At 58.0% G+C, this 16,310-nt stretch carries 16 protein-coding genes; 9 read left to right on the forward strand and 7 right to left on the reverse strand.

Features of this window, described 5'->3' with window-relative positions:
• Positions 1–38: 38 nt before the first annotated feature.
• From VGM18_20365 to lpxC, 4 genes are all read left to right on the forward strand, one after another.
• Positions 39–3,422, forward strand: a complete 3,384-nt coding sequence (locus VGM18_20365; protein ID HEY3975365.1) for a diguanylate cyclase — start codon at positions 39–41, stop codon at positions 3,420–3,422.
• 233 nt (positions 3,423–3,655) lie between these two features.
• On the forward strand, positions 3,656–4,438 hold the full coding sequence (locus VGM18_20370) for an SDR family oxidoreductase (GenBank protein ID HEY3975366.1): 783 nt from the start codon (positions 3,656–3,658) through the stop codon (positions 4,436–4,438).
• 177 nt (positions 4,439–4,615) lie between these two features.
• Complete coding sequence (locus VGM18_20375) at positions 4,616–5,569, forward strand: hypothetical protein (GenBank protein HEY3975367.1); 954 nt, start codon at positions 4,616–4,618, stop codon at positions 5,567–5,569.
• A gap of 193 nt (positions 5,570–5,762) precedes the next feature.
• Positions 5,763–6,674 carry a UDP-3-O-acyl-N-acetylglucosamine deacetylase gene (gene lpxC / locus VGM18_20380; protein HEY3975368.1) on the forward strand — a complete coding sequence of 304 codons (912 nt, stop codon included), beginning with the start codon at positions 5,763–5,765 and terminating at the stop codon, positions 6,672–6,674.
• Between the two features lie 139 nt (positions 6,675–6,813).
• Here lpxC and VGM18_20385 read toward each other — a convergent pair whose 3' ends face one another.
• Both VGM18_20385 and VGM18_20390 read right to left on the reverse strand, forming a co-directional pair.
• A complete protein-coding gene (locus VGM18_20385) occupies positions 6,814–7,050 on the reverse strand; it encodes a hypothetical protein (GenBank protein HEY3975369.1) in 237 nt (78 codons plus the stop codon).
• A 200-nt stretch (positions 7,051–7,250) separates the two neighbouring features.
• Positions 7,251–7,982, reverse strand: coding sequence for a PilZ domain-containing protein (locus VGM18_20390; GenBank protein HEY3975370.1), 732 nt, complete (start codon positions 7,980–7,982; stop codon positions 7,251–7,253).
• A gap of 168 nt (positions 7,983–8,150) precedes the next feature.
• Between VGM18_20390 and folK the strand changes: the two genes are divergently transcribed.
• Positions 8,151–8,645 carry a 2-amino-4-hydroxy-6-hydroxymethyldihydropteridine diphosphokinase gene (folK, locus tag VGM18_20395; protein ID HEY3975371.1) on the forward strand — a complete coding sequence of 165 codons (495 nt, stop codon included), beginning with the start codon at positions 8,151–8,153 and terminating at the stop codon, positions 8,643–8,645.
• A gap of 28 nt (positions 8,646–8,673) precedes the next feature.
• On the opposite strand, the gene VGM18_20400 is transcribed toward folK, so the two are convergent.
• Positions 8,674–9,351 carry a hypothetical protein gene (locus VGM18_20400; protein HEY3975372.1) on the reverse strand — a complete coding sequence of 226 codons (678 nt, stop codon included), beginning with the start codon at positions 9,349–9,351 and terminating at the stop codon, positions 8,674–8,676.
• Between the two features lie 297 nt (positions 9,352–9,648).
• Between VGM18_20400 and VGM18_20405 the strand changes: the two genes are divergently transcribed.
• The 3 genes from VGM18_20405 to VGM18_20415 all read left to right on the forward strand — a co-directional run bounded on the left by VGM18_20405 (position 9,649) and on the right by VGM18_20415 (position 12,495).
• A complete protein-coding gene (locus VGM18_20405; GenBank protein HEY3975373.1) occupies positions 9,649–9,942 on the forward strand; it encodes an HU family DNA-binding protein in 294 nt (97 codons plus the stop codon).
• 164 nt (positions 9,943–10,106) lie between these two features.
• A complete protein-coding gene (locus VGM18_20410; GenBank protein ID HEY3975374.1) occupies positions 10,107–11,087 on the forward strand; it encodes a Gfo/Idh/MocA family oxidoreductase in 981 nt (326 codons plus the stop codon).
• Between the two features lie 67 nt (positions 11,088–11,154).
• On the forward strand, positions 11,155–12,495 hold the full coding sequence (locus tag VGM18_20415) for a hypothetical protein (protein HEY3975375.1): 1,341 nt from the start codon (positions 11,155–11,157) through the stop codon (positions 12,493–12,495).
• A 12-nt stretch (positions 12,496–12,507) separates the two neighbouring features.
• Here the strand turns inward: VGM18_20415 and VGM18_20420 are convergent, their stop codons facing one another.
• From VGM18_20420 to VGM18_20430, 3 genes are all read right to left on the reverse strand, one after another.
• On the reverse strand, positions 12,508–13,809 hold the full coding sequence (locus VGM18_20420) for an amidohydrolase family protein (GenBank protein HEY3975376.1): 1,302 nt from the start codon (positions 13,807–13,809) through the stop codon (positions 12,508–12,510).
• Positions 13,810–13,829: 20 nt separating this feature from the next.
• Complete coding sequence (locus tag VGM18_20425) at positions 13,830–14,267, reverse strand: CBS domain-containing protein (GenBank protein ID HEY3975377.1); 438 nt, start codon at positions 14,265–14,267, stop codon at positions 13,830–13,832.
• Positions 14,268–14,412: 145 nt separating this feature from the next.
• Positions 14,413–14,817, reverse strand: a complete 405-nt coding sequence (locus VGM18_20430) for a RidA family protein (GenBank protein HEY3975378.1) — start codon at positions 14,815–14,817, stop codon at positions 14,413–14,415.
• A gap of 308 nt (positions 14,818–15,125) precedes the next feature.
• On the opposite strand from VGM18_20430, the gene VGM18_20435 reads away from it, so the two are divergent.
• Positions 15,126–15,677, forward strand: coding sequence for a hypothetical protein (locus tag VGM18_20435; GenBank protein ID HEY3975379.1), 552 nt, complete (start codon positions 15,126–15,128; stop codon positions 15,675–15,677).
• Positions 15,678–15,698: 21 nt separating this feature from the next.
• Here the strand turns inward: VGM18_20435 and rsmD are convergent, their stop codons facing one another.
• Complete coding sequence (gene rsmD, locus VGM18_20440) at positions 15,699–16,286, reverse strand: 16S rRNA (guanine(966)-N(2))-methyltransferase RsmD (GenBank protein HEY3975380.1); 588 nt, start codon at positions 16,284–16,286, stop codon at positions 15,699–15,701.
• Positions 16,287–16,310: the final 24 nt, after the last annotated feature.

Raw genomic sequence — 16,310 nt, forward strand, 5'->3', positions numbered from 1 at the left:
GCGCCGCCGGTTTTGGCCAGAAGTGTGCTTCCCGACCTATGAACAGTATAGTCACTACGACAACGGTACTCGTCCCGGGTTTTGTCTCGGTTCTGTTGTTCCTCGTCTTTACTTATCTGCACGAACAAAGCCGGCAGCCTTACTTCCGCGCGTGGCAGCTGGCGTGGGCCGCTTATTCCCTGCACTACGTTGTGGATGCGTTCCCGTCGTCTCCGTTCTCCTTCCTGCTGAGTGAACTCTTCCTGGTGGCGATGGTACTGTGCATCTTCGTTTCCACCCGGCTGATGCGTGGCCCGGATCACCTGCGTTGGTACGATGCAGCGGTTGGCGGTGCGGGCGTTGTCCTCGCCGGCATCACATTGAGCCAGCACATTGTAGATGGCGCCTTTCGTCCCGACGTACAACCCAGCATTCGTTTGGGTGTAGGCCTGGCCGTCATTCTGCTGTATAGCTCGTGGTGCTTTTATGTGAACGGCCACAAGCGGGGATCGCTGGCCTTCCAGGTGCTCGGAATCTCGCTGGCGCTGTGGGCTGCGCTCTGGGCAGTGGGGCAAGTGCAGAGTCCGTTGGGAGAAATGTTTGGCAGCGCCAGCCGTTTATTTGGCGCAGTGCCGCAGATGCTCCTGGGCATTGCGATGGTGATGGTGCTGTTTGAGAACCAGCGCAATGCGGTGCAGGAGAATACGCTGGCCTTGTCAACGTTAGGGGTGGACCCCCGCCGTCTGCTTTTCGCCGAAGATCTCGTCCCCAGTATGCAAGCCGCGCTGGAGCGCCTGCGTAGCGCCCTGGCCATGGAACGAGCCGCGATCGTGATCACCGAGCGCTGGCGTAGTCTGTTGCCTTCGGTGCAGCAAGGTTTCTCTCCGGGATTTCTGGAGGCGATGGAAAAAAGCGGCGCCGGAGATTACATCTGCGAACTGGCTTACCGGCAGAGTGGAATTTATACCGTGCAGGGGCTGGCCGAAATGACGGAGCCTCTTCCGGTCGCGCCACTGGGGACTTTCGCCGAATTCAAGCGAATTCTCACGGAGGCGGACGTCCGTAATCTGACCGCAGTCAACCTGCGGACGCGCGAACACAATTTCGGCGTGATTCTGTTTCCGCACGCGGAACGCCGAGGGTTCGGTTCGTCAGGCCCGCATTTGATGGTCGGTCTGGCGTTACAGCTCGGGCTCACGCTCGAAAATTACGCCATCAGCCACGACGCTCATCGGCGGACGAAAGAGTACGAATTGCTGACCGAGATTGGAAAGGCCATCAGTTCGCGCCTCGATCAGGACGAAATCCTGCGCACGATCCAAATCGAACTGGGACAGATTTTCGATACCAGCCACTTCTATATTGCGTTTCAGGAAGGCGACCGGATCGAATTCGAACTCGAAGTCCGAGAAAACCGGGTTCTGCCCAAGCGCACCCGCGAACTGCGCAACGCCTTCACCGAGTACGTCATCCGCAGCGGCGAACCGCTTCTCATCCGCTCCGATCTTGAGACCACGCGGAGCAACCTCGGCATCTCACATATTCCAAGCCGTCCGGCGAAATGCCTGATCGCGGCTCCGATTTTCCTGAACAACAAGGCCTACGGAATCATGGTCGCGATGAATCCGGAATGCGAATTCGTCTTCGAGCAGCGCGATCTCGATGTTCTGGTCACTGCCGCCGGTCAGGTTTCAGTGGCGGTAGAGAATGCCCGATTGTTTGCCGAAGAGCAGCGCCGCTCGCGCCAGCTCGCCTTTCTTAACAATGTCTCGCGCACGGCCATCTCCAGCGACGATCCGGTCCACATGCTGGGCCAGATCGTGAGTGAGATCCAAAAGAATTTCAGTTTCGATCACATCGGAATCGGACTGCTCGACTACGGAACCAAAGAAATCGAGATCAAGGCCGAGGCGGGTGCAACGGCGCACGCCATGGGAAAGCGCATCCCGGTGGGCAGCGGTATTCTGGGCCGCGTAGCCCGCACCGGGGAACGCGCGCTGGTGCAGAACGCGTTACCGGGCAATCTAACGGGAATTCTTCCGGACTCCCGTGCGGTCCTATGCATTCCCATCACCTACGGCGAGTCGCTGCTGGGCGTTCTCAACATCGAAAGCCGCAACGAGAACGCGTTCTCTCCGCAGGACGTTCTCATTCTCAACACCCTGGCTGACTTGCTGGCCACAGCGCTGCACAATGCTTTCGTCTTCCAGAAACTGCAACAGCAGTCCATCACCGACGGCCTGACCGGAATCAAGACGCGGCGTTTTTTCTGGGAAGCCTTGTCGGCAGAGTGGAAACGCGCGTCGCGCTCCGGACGCCCGTTCTCGGTGGTGCTCATCGACCTCGACAAATTCAAAGAAGTCAACGACACCATGGGCCACTTCGAGGGCGATCTCGTGCTGGCTCGGGTGGGCCGCTTGCTCGAACAAAAATCGCGGCAATCGAACGTCGTGGCCCGCTATGGCGGCGATGAGTTCATAATTCTGATGCCGGAGACCGGTTCCGAACAGGCCCAGGTGCTGGCTGAACGCCTGCGCCAATGGCTGGCAACGGATCCCATGCTGAGCGAACACAAGATCACCGGCAGCTTCGGAGTCGCAAGTTTTCCCATGCACGGCTTCTCGATCGAAGACATTATTCGCGTGGCCGACGCTGGCATGTATGTCTCCAAGCGCTCGGGAGGGAATTCCGTCTCGACGGCGCAGGAATTTGTCGAGGGCCAGGACTTCGCCCGCCAACGCCAGCAAATCTCCGCGTATATCGAAGGATTTCTGCAACGCGAACACACCGGACCTGAGCATCTGGAAGAATTGACGTCGACCCTGTTCAAACTTTGCTGCGGTGACGAGGGCTGCAATGTGCCCGTGCTGAAAGAAGCGATTGAATCGCTGAGCCGCGCCGCCGAGTCGCGGGAGTTACAGGCCGCTGGGCATGGCGATCTGGTCGCGCGCTATACCGAGGTGATTGCACGGTCCCTGGGCTTATCCTCGGAAGAAACCGCCGATTTGGTGTATGCGGCCCGGATTCACGACGTAGGCAAGATTTTCGTTCCCGAGCGCATTCTGAATAAACCAGGCCCCCTCGCCGACGACGAATTTCAACTGGTCAAAATGCATGCGCACGTGGGCGCGGTGATGGTCGGAACCATTCCGTACAGCGACATGATGCGAGAGGCGATCGAGCATCATCACCAACGCTTTGACGGCTCGGGGTATCCCGATGGCTTGCGGGGTGAGCAGATTCCGCTGTGGGCGCGAATTATCGCACTCACCGACTCCTACGCCAATATGGTCACTGAGCAATCCTTCTCGGCCGCGAGAACGCCGGAGCAAGCCCTCGAGGAACTGTCGAAGATGAGCGGAATCCGCTTCGACGGCATGCTGGTAAGACTGCTGCTGCGCAGCCTGAAGTCAGAGCGCATGTCGTCGGGCTCGGGACACTGATCTCGTCGGCTTGAATTCTATCGGTGGCGAGCTTCGATTGAGGGCCGCCTTCAGGCGTGACCGTACAGACCACGAACAGCGGCTAACGCTTTCCACTTCCTTCGACTTTAACGGGCTTCGACTTTAACGGGCACCGCTGAAAGCGATGCCCTGTGACGCACCTTCGCAAAACGAGACCGTTACCGCACTCTTCGACTTGCAAGCGTGCAAAGGAAGCTCGAAACTAGTCAGTCATGTCGATCCCTCTTTCTCTTTCGGGCAAAGTTGCACTCATCTCCGGTGGTTCGCGCGGCATTGGCGCGGCCACGGTGCGCATGTTCGCGGCGGCGGGCGCGAAGGTGGCTTTCGGTTATCGCAGCGCCCGCGCGCAGGCGGAAGCGCTGGCCAAAGAATGTGGCTCCGCCGTCTGCCATCCCATTGCTTCCGATCTCAATCATCCGGATGCGGCGCGGGCACTGGTTGCCGAAACCGTCCGGCATTTCGGACGGCTCGATATTCTTGTCGCCAACCACGGCGTCTGGGCCGCCGCAGACGTGCCGATCGAGAACATGTCGGATGAACAATGGCGTTCCACTATGTCGATTAATCTCGATGGCGTATTCGGGCTGGTGAAACACGGCGTCGCGCAGATGAAAGCCCAGCCTCGCACCAACGCGCCAGCCGGACACATTGTGCTGATCAGTTCTACCAGCGGCCAGCGCGGCGAAGCCTTTCACTGCGACTACTCCGCGACCAAGGGCGCTCTCATCAGCATGGTCAAGGGACTGTCGACCGAGTTGGCGCCGGCCGGCATCTATGTAAATTGCGTGGCCCCGGGATGGGTCGATACGGAGATGAGCGCCGGGACCCTCGCGGACCCCAAAAGTGGCGACGAAATCCGCAGCACGATTCCGCTCGGCCGCGTCGGCCGTCCCGAGGAGATTGCCGCCCCGGTGCTGTTCTTGTGCACCGAGCACGCCGCCTTCATCACTGGAGAGGTCTTCAATGTCAACGGCGGCGCGGTTCTCGCAGGATAGATTTACCTGCCATGAGCGGCCGGAAACGGACAAAAACCAGGCCCTCCGCTTGCAATCCGCTCTTTTCCTGCATCCAAGGAACGAAAGGAGCTTTTCGTAGTGGGAACACTGCTGCGGGCGGAACGTCCACAAGAAACGCTACAATTCTGATTGCGCGCGATCACGCCCTCAAGTGGAATGAAACAGTTTCTTCCGATACTAGTTTTGGTGTGCTCGACCTGGGCTCAGGCGGGAGCGGAGCCTCGCGGAGTAACGCGACAGGCGTCTGCGCCGGCGACTTCCCAGTCATCTGCTCAGTCATCCCTCCAGGCGGCCAGCGATGCGGCCAAGACCGCAACCTCGCCGATGCAGAATTCGGCGAATCAGATTTCTCCGAAGCAGCCTTCTGCCGATCAGATTCCTCCGGATCAGGAGAATGCCCGCAAGGCCAAGGCTGTGATCGAGCAAGGGATTCAAGCGTTGGGCGGTCAGGCCTTCCTGACCATTCGCGACCGGGAACAGCAGGGACGCGGCTACAGCTTTCACCATGGCCGCGAAAGCGGCGGCGGAGTTTTCTGGAGTTTCACCGAGTTCCCCGACAAGGAGCGCGTGGAACTTACCAAAGAGCGCGACATCGCGGAGCTGTACGTCGGCGATAAGGCATACGAGCTTACCTACAAGGGCGCTCACCCCATTGACGAAAAAGAGCGTAGCGCCTACGTGCGGCGACGCCGATTGTCGCTCGACACGATTCTTCGCACTTGGATCGACGATCCCAGTGTGGTGATGCTGTTTGAGGGATTTGCCATTGCCGCGCAACATCCGGCGCAGCAGGTAACGCTGATCGACGCACAAGACGAGAGCGTCACGCTCTATTTCGATTCCGATACGCACTTGCCGATCAAAAAGACCTTCCAATGGCGGGATCCGGTGGACAGGCAGAAGAATCTCGAAGAGGAAATTTACGAAAACTATCGTTCCGTCTCCGGAGTGATGGCCCCCTACAACATCAGCCGATATTTCAACGGCGACATTGCGGCCCAGCGTTTTCTGAACTCCGTCACCATCAATCAGGGCCTGGACCAAGCCATGTTCGACCCTAATTCCGGCTACAACCCCAACAAGGTACCGGAGAAGAAGAGCAAGCGCTGAACCGCTCGGGCCCGATCAGATCTCAAGTTCCGCAGCAATTCATTTATCAACCTGGAGTTACGCGACTCGACTGTAGAATCGAAGGCGCTTACGAGATCGACTGACCGCGACGGACTGTGGCTTTTTTGCCACATACGACTTTTGTAACATTGCCGTAATCTAATGCATTCACTGCGACATAGCTGATTCATTCTTGACCCACGAGCAGACAATTCGCTCCGCAGTCGAGTGCAGCGGCGTCGGTCTGCACAGCGGGGCTCCGGTCGCCATGCGAATGCTGCCGGCCCCGTCGAGCACTGGTATTGTTTTTCGCCGTACTGATCTCGACGGTTTCGAAATCGAAGCCGTTAGCCGGAACGTTGCCCGCGTCAGCTACGCCACCAGCCTGATGAAGAAAGGCGTGCTCATTTCTACCACCGAGCACGTTCTTTCCGCCTTCATCGGGATGGGCATCGATAATGCCATCGTCGAGCTCGACAATCTGGAATTGCCCATCCTCGACGGCAGCGCCAAGCCGTTTGTCGAGATGATTCGCAAGGCGGGCATCCGCAAGCAGCGCCGCACGCGAAAGTATTTGAGAATTTGCCGCGAGGTCGAGATGCGTGAGGGCAACAAATTCATAGCCGTCTATCCCTCGCACACCTATTCCGTTTCCTACGCGATCAACTTTCCGCATCCCCTCATCGGCAAAGAAACTTTTCAGGTGGAATTGACCAACGGAAGTTACTTGAAGCATATTGCCGCCGCGCGCACCTTTGGTTCGCGCCAGGACGAGCAGGCCATGCGCAATATGGGATTGATTCGCGGCGCGTCCAGCGAGAATTGCATCGTGCTGACTCGAGACGGCATCGAGAATGGCCCCCTGCGCTTCCCCGACGAATTCGTTCGCCACAAAGTTCTGGATCTGGTTGGCGATCTGGCTCTGCTGGGAAAGCAGATTCTGGGAAAGGTAGTCGCCGATCGTGCGGGTCACGCCATGCACACGGCGCTGGTCTCGCGCATCCTGCGCGATAAAACGCTCTGGGAGGAAGTGACTTTCCCCGGCGAAGACGCCGACAGCGCTGTAACCCAAAGCGCCGAGGCCGCTGCCGGTTCGTCGCTCTAAGTCTCTTTGACGGGACTCTCTTCAGCTGAACTTCCCCGCCTTCACTTTAATCCGTCATTCCCATCGGAGCCGGAGCGCCGCCGTGGAGGGATCTGCCGTTTGCATCCACGTCCCGCAAATTCTCTTAGTCGGCGGGCCCTTAGTCGGCGGGCTCGCAGTTCGCTTCGCCGGAATCCTGCGCATCGTGCGGCTGCGCCTGAAGCAGTCGTTGCAACTCGGCTCTCGTCTCGTCAATCACGGCTTCGGCAAATTTGCGGGCCGCCTCCTGCCGCTCTTTCGATAGCTCCTTCACCCGCATATTGAGCAAGGGGATATCTTCCTCAAACCTGCGCAAGGTGTTTTGCACTTTGGCAATGCGAAATTCGTTCGTCAACATTCTGGCGCTCCCGGGTGTGAAGATGGGGTGAAAATAAAGATGGCGTGAAAAATAATCATCGCGCGAATCGCGATCTCTCAGATTGCCACGCATAAATACGAATCGCAATTGTAAGAAGAGATACCTCTTGGCAAGAAGGAGAAAGGACAAAGGAGAAAGTTCGAGGAATGACTTCGACGAGTCGAGCTGCGGGAGTGCGCTTAGCGGGGCGTTTCGGATTCCGCGGCAGCCACGCGCTCTTTTGTGCCCGGAAATTTCTGTTCGATCTGATCGTCAAGCCACTTTTCCAGTTTTTGTTTGGAACTTTCAGCGAAGTCGTGAAAACGGAAGCCAGCCAGACCTTTCACGTCCACCCAGGCTACCTCCGCCGCCACATCGATATGAATGCTGGAGTTGGGGAGAGTGAACTTCAGATGCGGCGCCGCGCCTTTTGGGGGAGCCTCTCGCAACATCAGCGCCAGGCCGCCTTCGCTGATGTTGGTGCTGGTCGCATTCAGAGTTTTCCCTTCGTAGACCAGTTTCACCAGCATTTTTACCGGCTGGCGGAAGTAGCGGCGACGCTCCTTGATCATGAAATTCAGCGCTGCGTGAAAGCAACGGGCCGCGTTGATCGAGCTGATCGGTTTCTGAAGAACAAAATTTGCACCCATGCCGAAGGCGTCCTGCATGGTGGTTCGATGCCCGTTCAGCACAGCGAAGGCGACGGAGTTCCTGTTGCTGGGCGTGCTTCGCAAACCCTGCAACACCGCCAGCCCCCCGTTGAGATCGTCGCAATCCACAATCACCGCATCGAACTTGTCGGTAATCAGAATGTCGGCGCCTGCTCGGGCCTCATGACAGATCTCTACATCGATCGACAGTTGCTCGAGGGTCGGCCGGATCACGCGCACCAATTCCGGGTCTTGGCTCAAGATGAGGGAGTCCAGCGTCATAGCGCAATTTTAAAGTTCAACCCCGATGAACGATAGTGACCAAGGTCATGGACCCTTCGTCGACCACACCAGTTCTAAATGCCAGGATCCCGAAACCCAATATTGTGCGGAGTAAAGGGAGCGGAGTACAACGGAACAGCGTGCCCAAACTTTCGGGCCTAACCTTTGATGACAAGCTGCGTCTTGTATCTTTCGCTCGGTTCGAACATGGGAGATCGCCGAGCCCACCTGCGCGAGGCCCTGGAACGGCTGCAAACGATCGGTCGTATTGTTTTGGTTTCTTCGTTCTATGAAACCGAACCGGTCGAAGTCACCGATCAGGCTTGGTTCTTGAACTGCGCCGTGGCTTTCGAAACGATCGAAAATCCCGGGCATTTGATGGCGAGGATTCTCCACATCGAGCAGCAGATGGGGCGGGGACGAGTCCGGAGCAAAGGCCCGCGCACCATCGACATTGACATCTTGCTGGCTGGCGACATGGTAATCGACACGCCCGACTTGAAAATTCCCCACCCCGCAATGCACCACCGCCGTTTTGTCCTGGAGCCTCTGGGCGAAATCGCTCCGGACGTCGTTCACCCGCTACTGAAGAAAACAATTCAGGAACTGCTCGATAGATTGCCCCCGGGGCAGACCGTTCGCCGCGTACGGGCCAACGACTAACAAATAACGACTAACGACCGACGACGGCTCAGGGCAGGATAATCCGGCTCCCCGTCTCTGCGGGTACGACGACCGCCTCTTCTCTTTCAGGGAACTGGGCAAACAGAAACTCGACAAACGCTCGCGATTTTGGCCGCCCCGTCGTATGCCCTTGCGCCAGTCGCACCAGAAACACCAGCGCCTTCAGCACATCTGAATCACGCAAGCTCGAATAACCGGCGTGCTTCTGCTCCGCCTCGCGATACTCCTTCACCATGGTCTCAACCTCACCCGCAACTCTGCGCTGAGCATTGTTGGTCAGCGGTTGCTCGTAGTGCAATCCTGAATTCGCCAGCCGCTCATAGCGTTTTACCAATGCCGAAAGCGTGGCGATCAAGTCCTGATCGTGCACCCCGCGATCCGACCGCGCGGCCTTGGCCAGCGCATAGGTCAGCCCCAGCAGCAGATGTTCTTTCTCATACATGAACTGGTCGGAAATTTCGATCTGTAGAAATAGTCCTGAGGGGTCTACCTGGTCGGCAGTGCGCGGCTTCTCGTGTGCGCGCGCCTGCACCAGATAAGGGCAGTCGCTCGGACAATCCAGCGTTACCTCGCGCTGCTCGCCACAGCATTGGGCGCAAATGCGTCCGTGCACTGCGGGACAAAAGCGTTTCTCTTTGCGAATCTCACAAATCGCGCAGACCAAAATCGAGGCTCCTGCAAGCATTATGGCACCCCAGCGGATTTTCAGATTGAAGATTGCGGATTTCAGATTGAGAATCGTGCTTCATTTTTCAATCTGCAATCCGAACTCGCCAAATCTGAAATCGCTTTTCCCGGTTACCACGTTGGTACGCATCCTATGCGCCTGCCGCCATTAGCATGCAAAGAAAGTGCTGTAGACATGCCCGCTTCCGCGTCTACCACTAAGAAAACCCTTATAAAATAAGGTGATTTCCACAGCCGTTAAGGTATAAGATAAGCCCCGCTGGTATTAAACCGATTTTTGTCGAGGAGAACACATATGGCAGCAGGATTGACCAAGACCCAGCTCATTCGGCATCTCGCCGAGAAAACCGAGCTTCCCAACAAGACCGCGGCTTCGTTCCTGGAGCATCTGGCCGACACCGCGATCAAAGAAACCAAGAAGAACGGCATCTTCGTTGTGCCCGGCCTCGGCCGTCTGGTTAAGGCGCACCGCAAGGCTCGCGTGGGACGCAACCCGCAGACCGGCGAACCGATCCAGATCAAGGCGAAGACCGTTGTGAAATTCCGTGTCGCCAAAGCCGCAAAAGACGCAATCGCGCCGAAGAAGTAGTTGTGCGTTGAAAGTGATTCGAGGCCGGCGTAAAGCCGGCCTTTGTTATTTACTTTCGTAGTGCCGGCATCTTGCCGGCTGTCCGGCGGGCGTCTCGCCCGCCGCGTCGAAAGCTGCATGAGTCTTCGCAGTTCTTGTAGCGATAGTCGTTTCAAAAAGGCGTCATGCTCAACTGGCTCGTAGTCGGAATCGGCGACATCACGATCCGCCGGGTCATCCCGGCGATTCAAGCCGAGCCGCGCAGCCGCCTCTACGGCCTCGTAACCCGCGATCCCGCGAAGGCGGCGCCCTACATTTCCTCTGATGACGTGCGCGTCTGGCCGACTCTCGACCAAGCTCTCGCCGACAATGCCGTCCAAGCCGTCTACGTCGGCACTCCGGTCTTCCTGCACGCGCCTCAAACAATCCAGTCGCTACGAGCCGGCAAGCACGTACTCTGCGAAAAGCCGCTGGCGATGAACGAGCCCGAGGCTCGCACAATGCTGCAAGCCGCCAAAGAAAGCGGTAAGACTTTCGGAGTAGCGTACTACCGTCGCTGCTATCCCAAAGTCCAGCGTGCGAAAACGTTGCTCGCAGCGGGCGTAATCGGCAAACCAGTTCTCGCCGAACTCTCCTGCCACATGTGGTTCGACGGACGAGGCAGCCGCAGTTGGCTGGTCGATCCCGCGAAAGCCGGAGGCGGACCTCTATTCGACATCGCCTCGCACCGCATCGACGTTCTGAATTTTCTATTCGGCCAGCCGCTGCGGGCCAGCGGACAGCTCTCGAACGTGGTCCATCATTACGCGGTGGAAGACAACGCGACTGTCATGATCGAATACGCAGGCGGGGTCCGCGGGATCGTCGACGTTCGCTGGCATTCAAAAGTGCCGCGCGATGAATGCCGCATCCGCGGCACCGATGGCGAGATGGAACTGAGCCCGCTGAATGGCCCCGATCTCATCCTTTCCACCGACCTCGGGTCCAACGCCAGCCGGTCCAGCACCAGCGAGCCTGGCAGCCGAGAAACTCTCCCGACGCATACCAACCTGCACTATCCCATGCTGGAAAATTTTGTAGATGCGGTAGAAGACAAGGCAGAGTTACTCTCCAGCGGCGCCTCCGCCTACTGGACAGACTGGGTCACCGAGCAGGCGAAGCGATAGCCAAGCCGTCGCTGATGAGATACCTTGGTGGCAAAGTTGGGCCCTCGCGATGACCGTGGAGGTTCTTATGGCGTTGGCCAGTATGCTTCAAAGATCGCGCTGTCTTCTCGCTGTCTTTCTAACTGTTCTGCCGATTTGCACTCGACCCTCGCTGGCGCAGGGTGCGCCGGCAGACCTTCCACGCGTGACCCTGCCGGATGCCCCGAGTCTGATCTATTCGAGGCGGCCCGACGATCCCTGGAACCAGATCTTCTATTTTCTTTTTTCGCGACGCCTGGCGGTTCGCCTCTCGCCGGATTTTCCGGAAGGCGCGCCTTTCCTTGACCCAGGCGAACGCATTTCGGTCAGCCGACAGGTGTTCGAAAAGGATGAAATCGGCGATCGCGCCATCGAGCCGTTGTATCCAACTTTTTTTGTGGGTTTCGGCGGCATGCTGGTGTTGCGCGACCCGGCGTATTCGAGATTCACGAAGTCCCTGAAAGCCGCTCTCGACGATGACTCTCCTCGCAGCGCGGTGGCGCGGGCGTTGATGCAGAATGATTTATGGGGAGCGTATGACGAGTTTTTCTTCCCACTGCTCCCCGATGATGAGAAACTTCTGGGCGTAAGAAGGATGTCAGCGCTCGATCTGATCGGGCATTTCATCCGAAAGATCGCTCTCACTCCCGCCGAGATCGGCGCACTGCCGGAAAACTACTCTGCCGTGGCACGGCGACAATCGTTGCCCGATGTATTCGGGAAAGATAGCGGATGGACGGAGATCGAGTGGTTCATGCCGCGGGCGCACGATGACGCGGCCGGATTTCGAAAAGTCAGTCGAGTGTTTCTGAAACCGGACCATCCACCGCGCAATATGAAGAAGTTTCTGAACTCCCTGGCCGACGATCCCCAGAATGTAACCAGTCTGGCAGGCGTGGCGCTCGTCATCCAACTGCTCTTGGTCGACTCGCACGGCGATCTGCGGCCAACTAGGCTTGTCGTCGATGCTCAGACAAGACTCTTCGAACGGACTCCCGAAGGCAAAATCAAAGCCAGCGTCAAAGAGGCCGAAATCAGCCGCAAATTGTATAGCGAAGACCCGAACTCAGGCGGTCTGGTACTGGAAGACGAGCGGACTCCGGCATACCTGAGCAATGGTGGCAGCTACGAGTTTGCGGAAGGCCAGATAATGCCAGGGCAAAAACCCGAAATCCGGGAGCCGGTGCAAGTCCGGCTGCGAACGCGGTGCGCACTTTGCCATGGCGAAGATCTCCAGCAGTTGATGACCTTCTCCATCGCCAGACCGCCTCATCACAAGGGTCCCCCGATCAGGCAATTGGACCGCGAGGCAACCGAAGCCGCAGATGTCGACATTGGAGCCAAGCGTAAGCAGGAAACGTTCAAAGCTTTGCTCGAGTATTTCCGCTGAAGCGCGCGAGGCTTACTTCCCGTACTCGTTCTTCACCACCTCGCCGCCCTTCATCACAAACTTCACGTGCTCGAGGGTCGTCACGTCCTTCACCGGATCGCCATCTACGGCGACGATATCGGCCCACGCGCCCGGCTCCAGGCTGCCAACCTTGCCCGTCCATCCCAGCAGATCGGCGGCATTCACGGTCGCGGCCTGAATCGCCTGAAGAGGCGTTAGACCCAGCCGCACCATTACCGCGAATTCGTGCGCGTTCAGGCCATGCGGATACACCGCCGCATCCGTTCCAAACGCAACTTTCACTCCGCTGGCAAACGCGTGCGCAATATTCTTGCGCGCGGCCGGAATTACCTCTTTCGCCTTGGCCAGCAGCGGCGGGGGTAGGCGCGTCAACCCTGCATTGTCGATCATCCAGTCGCCCAGATACAGAGTCGGCACCAGATACGTGCCGTGCTCCTTCATCGCCGCGATACCGGCATCGTCAATGTAAGACCCGTGTTCGATGGAATCCACACCGGCCTCTGTTGCCCAGAGAATTCCCTGCGCCCCATGGGCGTGCGCAGCCACTTTGCGGCCCAACCGGTGCGCGTCGGCCACAATCGCCTTCATTTCCTCCAGCGTATATTGCGAGGCCTGCGGATTGTCACCCAGTGACAGCACGCCTCCCGTCGCGCAAATCTTGATCAGATCCGCTCCATACTTGATGTTCTCGCGAACTTTGTGTTGCACCTCTGCGATGCCGTCGGCGACGCCATCGCCCACGGCGTGATATTCGTAAGGCAACATATTGTTGTCGCAATGTCCGCCGGTAATGCCGATGAGAGGGCCGCTGACCAACATTCTGGGTCCGGGCACGTCCCCGGCATTGATGGCGTCGCGCAGGGCGACATCCGTGAAGCCGCTCGCTCCCACATTACGGACCGTGGTGAATCCCGCCAGCAGCGTGACTCGCGCGTTCCTGGCGCCGATCAGAGCCTCCCGCGGAATTGAAATCGCCAGCGTTTCGTAGCCGAACTTCGGTTCCATGGTCAGGTGAGTGTGCGCGTCGATCAACCCCGGCAGCACGGTCGCACCGGGCAGATCGATGCGGAATGCATCCGCGGGAATCCTGGCGTCGGCGGCAGCACCGGAGCCGACGATTCGGCCGTCTTCAATCAGGAGCGTCTGATCGGGCAGCAGCTTTCCTGTCTTCAGGTCGAGCAGATACCCCGCATGAACCGCCACGTGGCGTGGAGTCTGGGCGATTGCCGCCGTTCCCAAAAAAACCAACGCGACGGCAGCCATCACGTTCCTGATGCTCACACCCATGCTCATGAAGTCCCTTTCTTGAGGCCCTAGCCCCCCGGCCCATCATTGGAAACATACTGCTCGAGCGCATCGAGTTCGTGGCTGAGATCGTCCACTCGCCACTCCAGCAGATTTCGTATGGAGAGAATCCCCAGAAGCTTGCCGTTGTCGTCAGCCACGGGCAGATGGCGAAAGTGCCGCTCCAGCATAATGCTGAGCGCCTCGCCGGCTCCGGTGGCGCGCGTGGCCATCTCAACCGGAGTGGTCATCAGCTCGCGCACCGAAGTTAGCTTTGGATCCACATGACTGAGCGCCATTTTTCGCAGGACATCGCGCTCGGTGAAGATTCCCGCTACCCGGTACTCGCTATCGACCACGGCGACCGCGCCCACATGATGGTCCAGCATTTTATGAATCGCATCGGCGACGGTAGCTTCCAGACCTACCGCGGCAATTTCCCGATCACAAAGATCCAGCACGCTCATAAACACCTCCGTCGCTTAAACGGGATTGACGCATTATGATCGCGGCCCGGCGCTTGTCAAGGAAATTTATGAAACAACAGATTCGCCTCAGTTCGGAAGGTCCGCAGTCGCCGGGCATGATGAGAAGCCACACTCTGAAGTTGAGTTAGTCCCCCACCACCGCATCGGCCTCAATCTCCACCAGAATCTCCGGGGAGATCAGCGCGCTCACCTCGACCATCGACGTCGCCGGTCGGATATCGCGAAAAAATTCTCCATGCGCCTTTCCCACCTTTTCCCATTCCGCGATATTGATCACATACATCCGCGTTCGCACCACGTCTTTCATGCCGGCGCCCGCTTTCTGAAGCGCACTCTCAATGTTTTTCAGCGTCTGCACCGCCTGCGTATATACATCGCCATCGCCTACGATCTTTCCGTCGACACCGGTGGCGGTCGTCCCCGACACGTGCACATAAGAGCCGACTTTCACCGCACGAGAGTAACCGACAATGGGTTCCCACTTGGTGCCGCTGGAAATCTTCTGCCGCTGCAACTTTTGGGCTGGCATAGAAAACTCCTCCGTAACGGTGTTCATTTTATACGCGGAAAGTGTTCATCGACTTATACGCGGAAAGTGTTCATCGACGGGCGGGTATTGGCAGCCGGCCACTCCGAGTGCCAGCAAATACAGCTAATCCCTCAGCGCTCTAATCGTTTCCGTGCACAACGCCCTCGCCCTTCGCTCTCTTCTAATTGATTGGAAAAACGAATCATGCCGATAAACAGAAGTCACTTGCGTAACACATCGACATGAGATATCACTCACGCAGGTGACTGAAAGTCCGTGTCCGCTAGGGAGTTCAGGGGAGGTCGAAAATGATTCCGGAATCGCATCCGCTGCAAGAATTGTTTCAGGATCTCGTAGGGCGCCATTACGCGGAGGAGATCGGCATTCGCGATCCGCAGATCGTCGCCTACGTTTCTCATTTGCTGGCGGAGTTCTGCGAAGCCGACCAGTTCTACAAGATTCACGGTGCGCAGGATCGTCCATTATCGGATGTCGGCGAGATGCTGCTCGAATCCGATCCCGTCTATGGCCCCGCGCCGTCCTTTGACCGCGAGCGCCAGGTACGCAAACACATCGGCGACTACGCGCTGTTCCTGGCGGGCATGTTTCCCGAAAGCATCAATCATTTTCGGCTGCGGCGCCAGCGTCTGGAAAGTTTCGTCGAATGGGTCAAGGCCGGCAAGGAAAGTTACTACATCGTTTCCAAGTTCGAGCACTTCGAATACGCGAAAGTCGCGCCCCTGTTCGCCACTCTCTCCCGCAACTTCGAGGAATGTGTATATGGCTTGAACATGGTGAAAAACGACCTGCAAGAGATGCAGCACCCGATCGTGCGGCGGTCCGACGATTTAATCATGTAGCCCGTAATCGCAATTCGCGCTTCACACGCGTAAATCGCCCGCACTGCCCATGCGGTAGAAGCTCAAGGCCGCACCACCCTGCGCCAAATGGCGAAACCTGCGCAGCGGGCCGAATTCCTCTCCGGGATCGAATTTCTTTTCGTGTTCGGCAATCACCACTGACATCGCCCATACCAGCGAGGAATCAGCCAGCGCCCTCAGCGTTTGCATATAGGAATCCTGCAAGCGATATGGAGGGTCGATAAATACCACGTCGGCCGCGACATGCTGCCGCTCCATCCGCCAGAAGGCGCGCGGCAGTTCCTCCTGCAAAATCTTGAACCCAGCGGAAACCCCCAGACTTTCCAGATTGCGCCGTATCGCGTCCGCCGCCGCCATCGTGTGCTCCACGAAATACACTTCTTTCGCGCCGCGGCTCAGGGCTTCGATTCCGACCGCTCCGGTTCCTGCGAACAAATCCAGCCACACGCTGCCCTCGAGCGCAGCCGGGTTTCCGGCCGTCAGCACATTGAACAATGTTTCCCGCAGCTTGTCCGACGTGGGGCGCACATCCATCCCGCGTAGAGCCCGCAACGGCCGGCTTCGATATTTTCCCGCGATCACTCGCATGGAGCTGTACTTTGGGTCCCCACA

It is taken from the genome of Candidatus Sulfotelmatobacter sp. (assembly GCA_036500765.1).
Classification (GTDB): Bacteria; Acidobacteriota; Terriglobia; order Terriglobales; family Acidobacteriaceae; genus Sulfotelmatobacter.

Coding starts and splice junctions, on each gene's coding strand:
- VGM18_20385 (HEY3975369.1), bottom strand. CDS start 7,050: ATGTTGACGAACGAATTTCGCATTGCCAAAGTGCAAAACACCTTGCGC.
- VGM18_20400 (HEY3975372.1), bottom strand. CDS start 9,351: ATGCTTGCAGGAGCCTCGATTTTGGTCTGCGCGATTTGTGAGATTCGC.
- VGM18_20430 (HEY3975378.1), bottom strand. CDS start 14,817: ATGCCAGCCCAAAAGTTGCAGCGGCAGAAGATTTCCAGCGGCACCAAG.
- folK (HEY3975371.1), top strand. CDS start 8,151: ATGACAAGCTGCGTCTTGTATCTTTCGCTCGGTTCGAACATGGGAGAT.
- VGM18_20390 (HEY3975370.1), bottom strand. CDS start 7,982: ATGACGCTGGACTCCCTCATCTTGAGCCAAGACCCGGAATTGGTGCGC.
- VGM18_20420 (HEY3975376.1), bottom strand. CDS start 13,809: ATGAGCATGGGTGTGAGCATCAGGAACGTGATGGCTGCCGTCGCGTTG.
- VGM18_20415 (HEY3975375.1), top strand. CDS start 11,155: ATGGCGTTGGCCAGTATGCTTCAAAGATCGCGCTGTCTTCTCGCTGTC.
- rsmD (HEY3975380.1), bottom strand. CDS start 16,286: ATGCGAGTGATCGCGGGAAAATATCGAAGCCGGCCGTTGCGGGCTCTA.
- VGM18_20435 (HEY3975379.1), top strand. CDS start 15,126: ATGATTCCGGAATCGCATCCGCTGCAAGAATTGTTTCAGGATCTCGTA.
- VGM18_20405 (HEY3975373.1), top strand. CDS start 9,649: ATGGCAGCAGGATTGACCAAGACCCAGCTCATTCGGCATCTCGCCGAG.
- VGM18_20425 (HEY3975377.1), bottom strand. CDS start 14,267: ATGAGCGTGCTGGATCTTTGTGATCGGGAAATTGCCGCGGTAGGTCTG.
- VGM18_20365 (HEY3975365.1), top strand. CDS start 39: ATGAACAGTATAGTCACTACGACAACGGTACTCGTCCCGGGTTTTGTC.
- VGM18_20370 (HEY3975366.1), top strand. CDS start 3,656: ATGTCGATCCCTCTTTCTCTTTCGGGCAAAGTTGCACTCATCTCCGGT.
- VGM18_20410 (HEY3975374.1), top strand. CDS start 10,107: ATGCTCAACTGGCTCGTAGTCGGAATCGGCGACATCACGATCCGCCGG.
- VGM18_20375 (HEY3975367.1), top strand. CDS start 4,616: ATGAAACAGTTTCTTCCGATACTAGTTTTGGTGTGCTCGACCTGGGCT.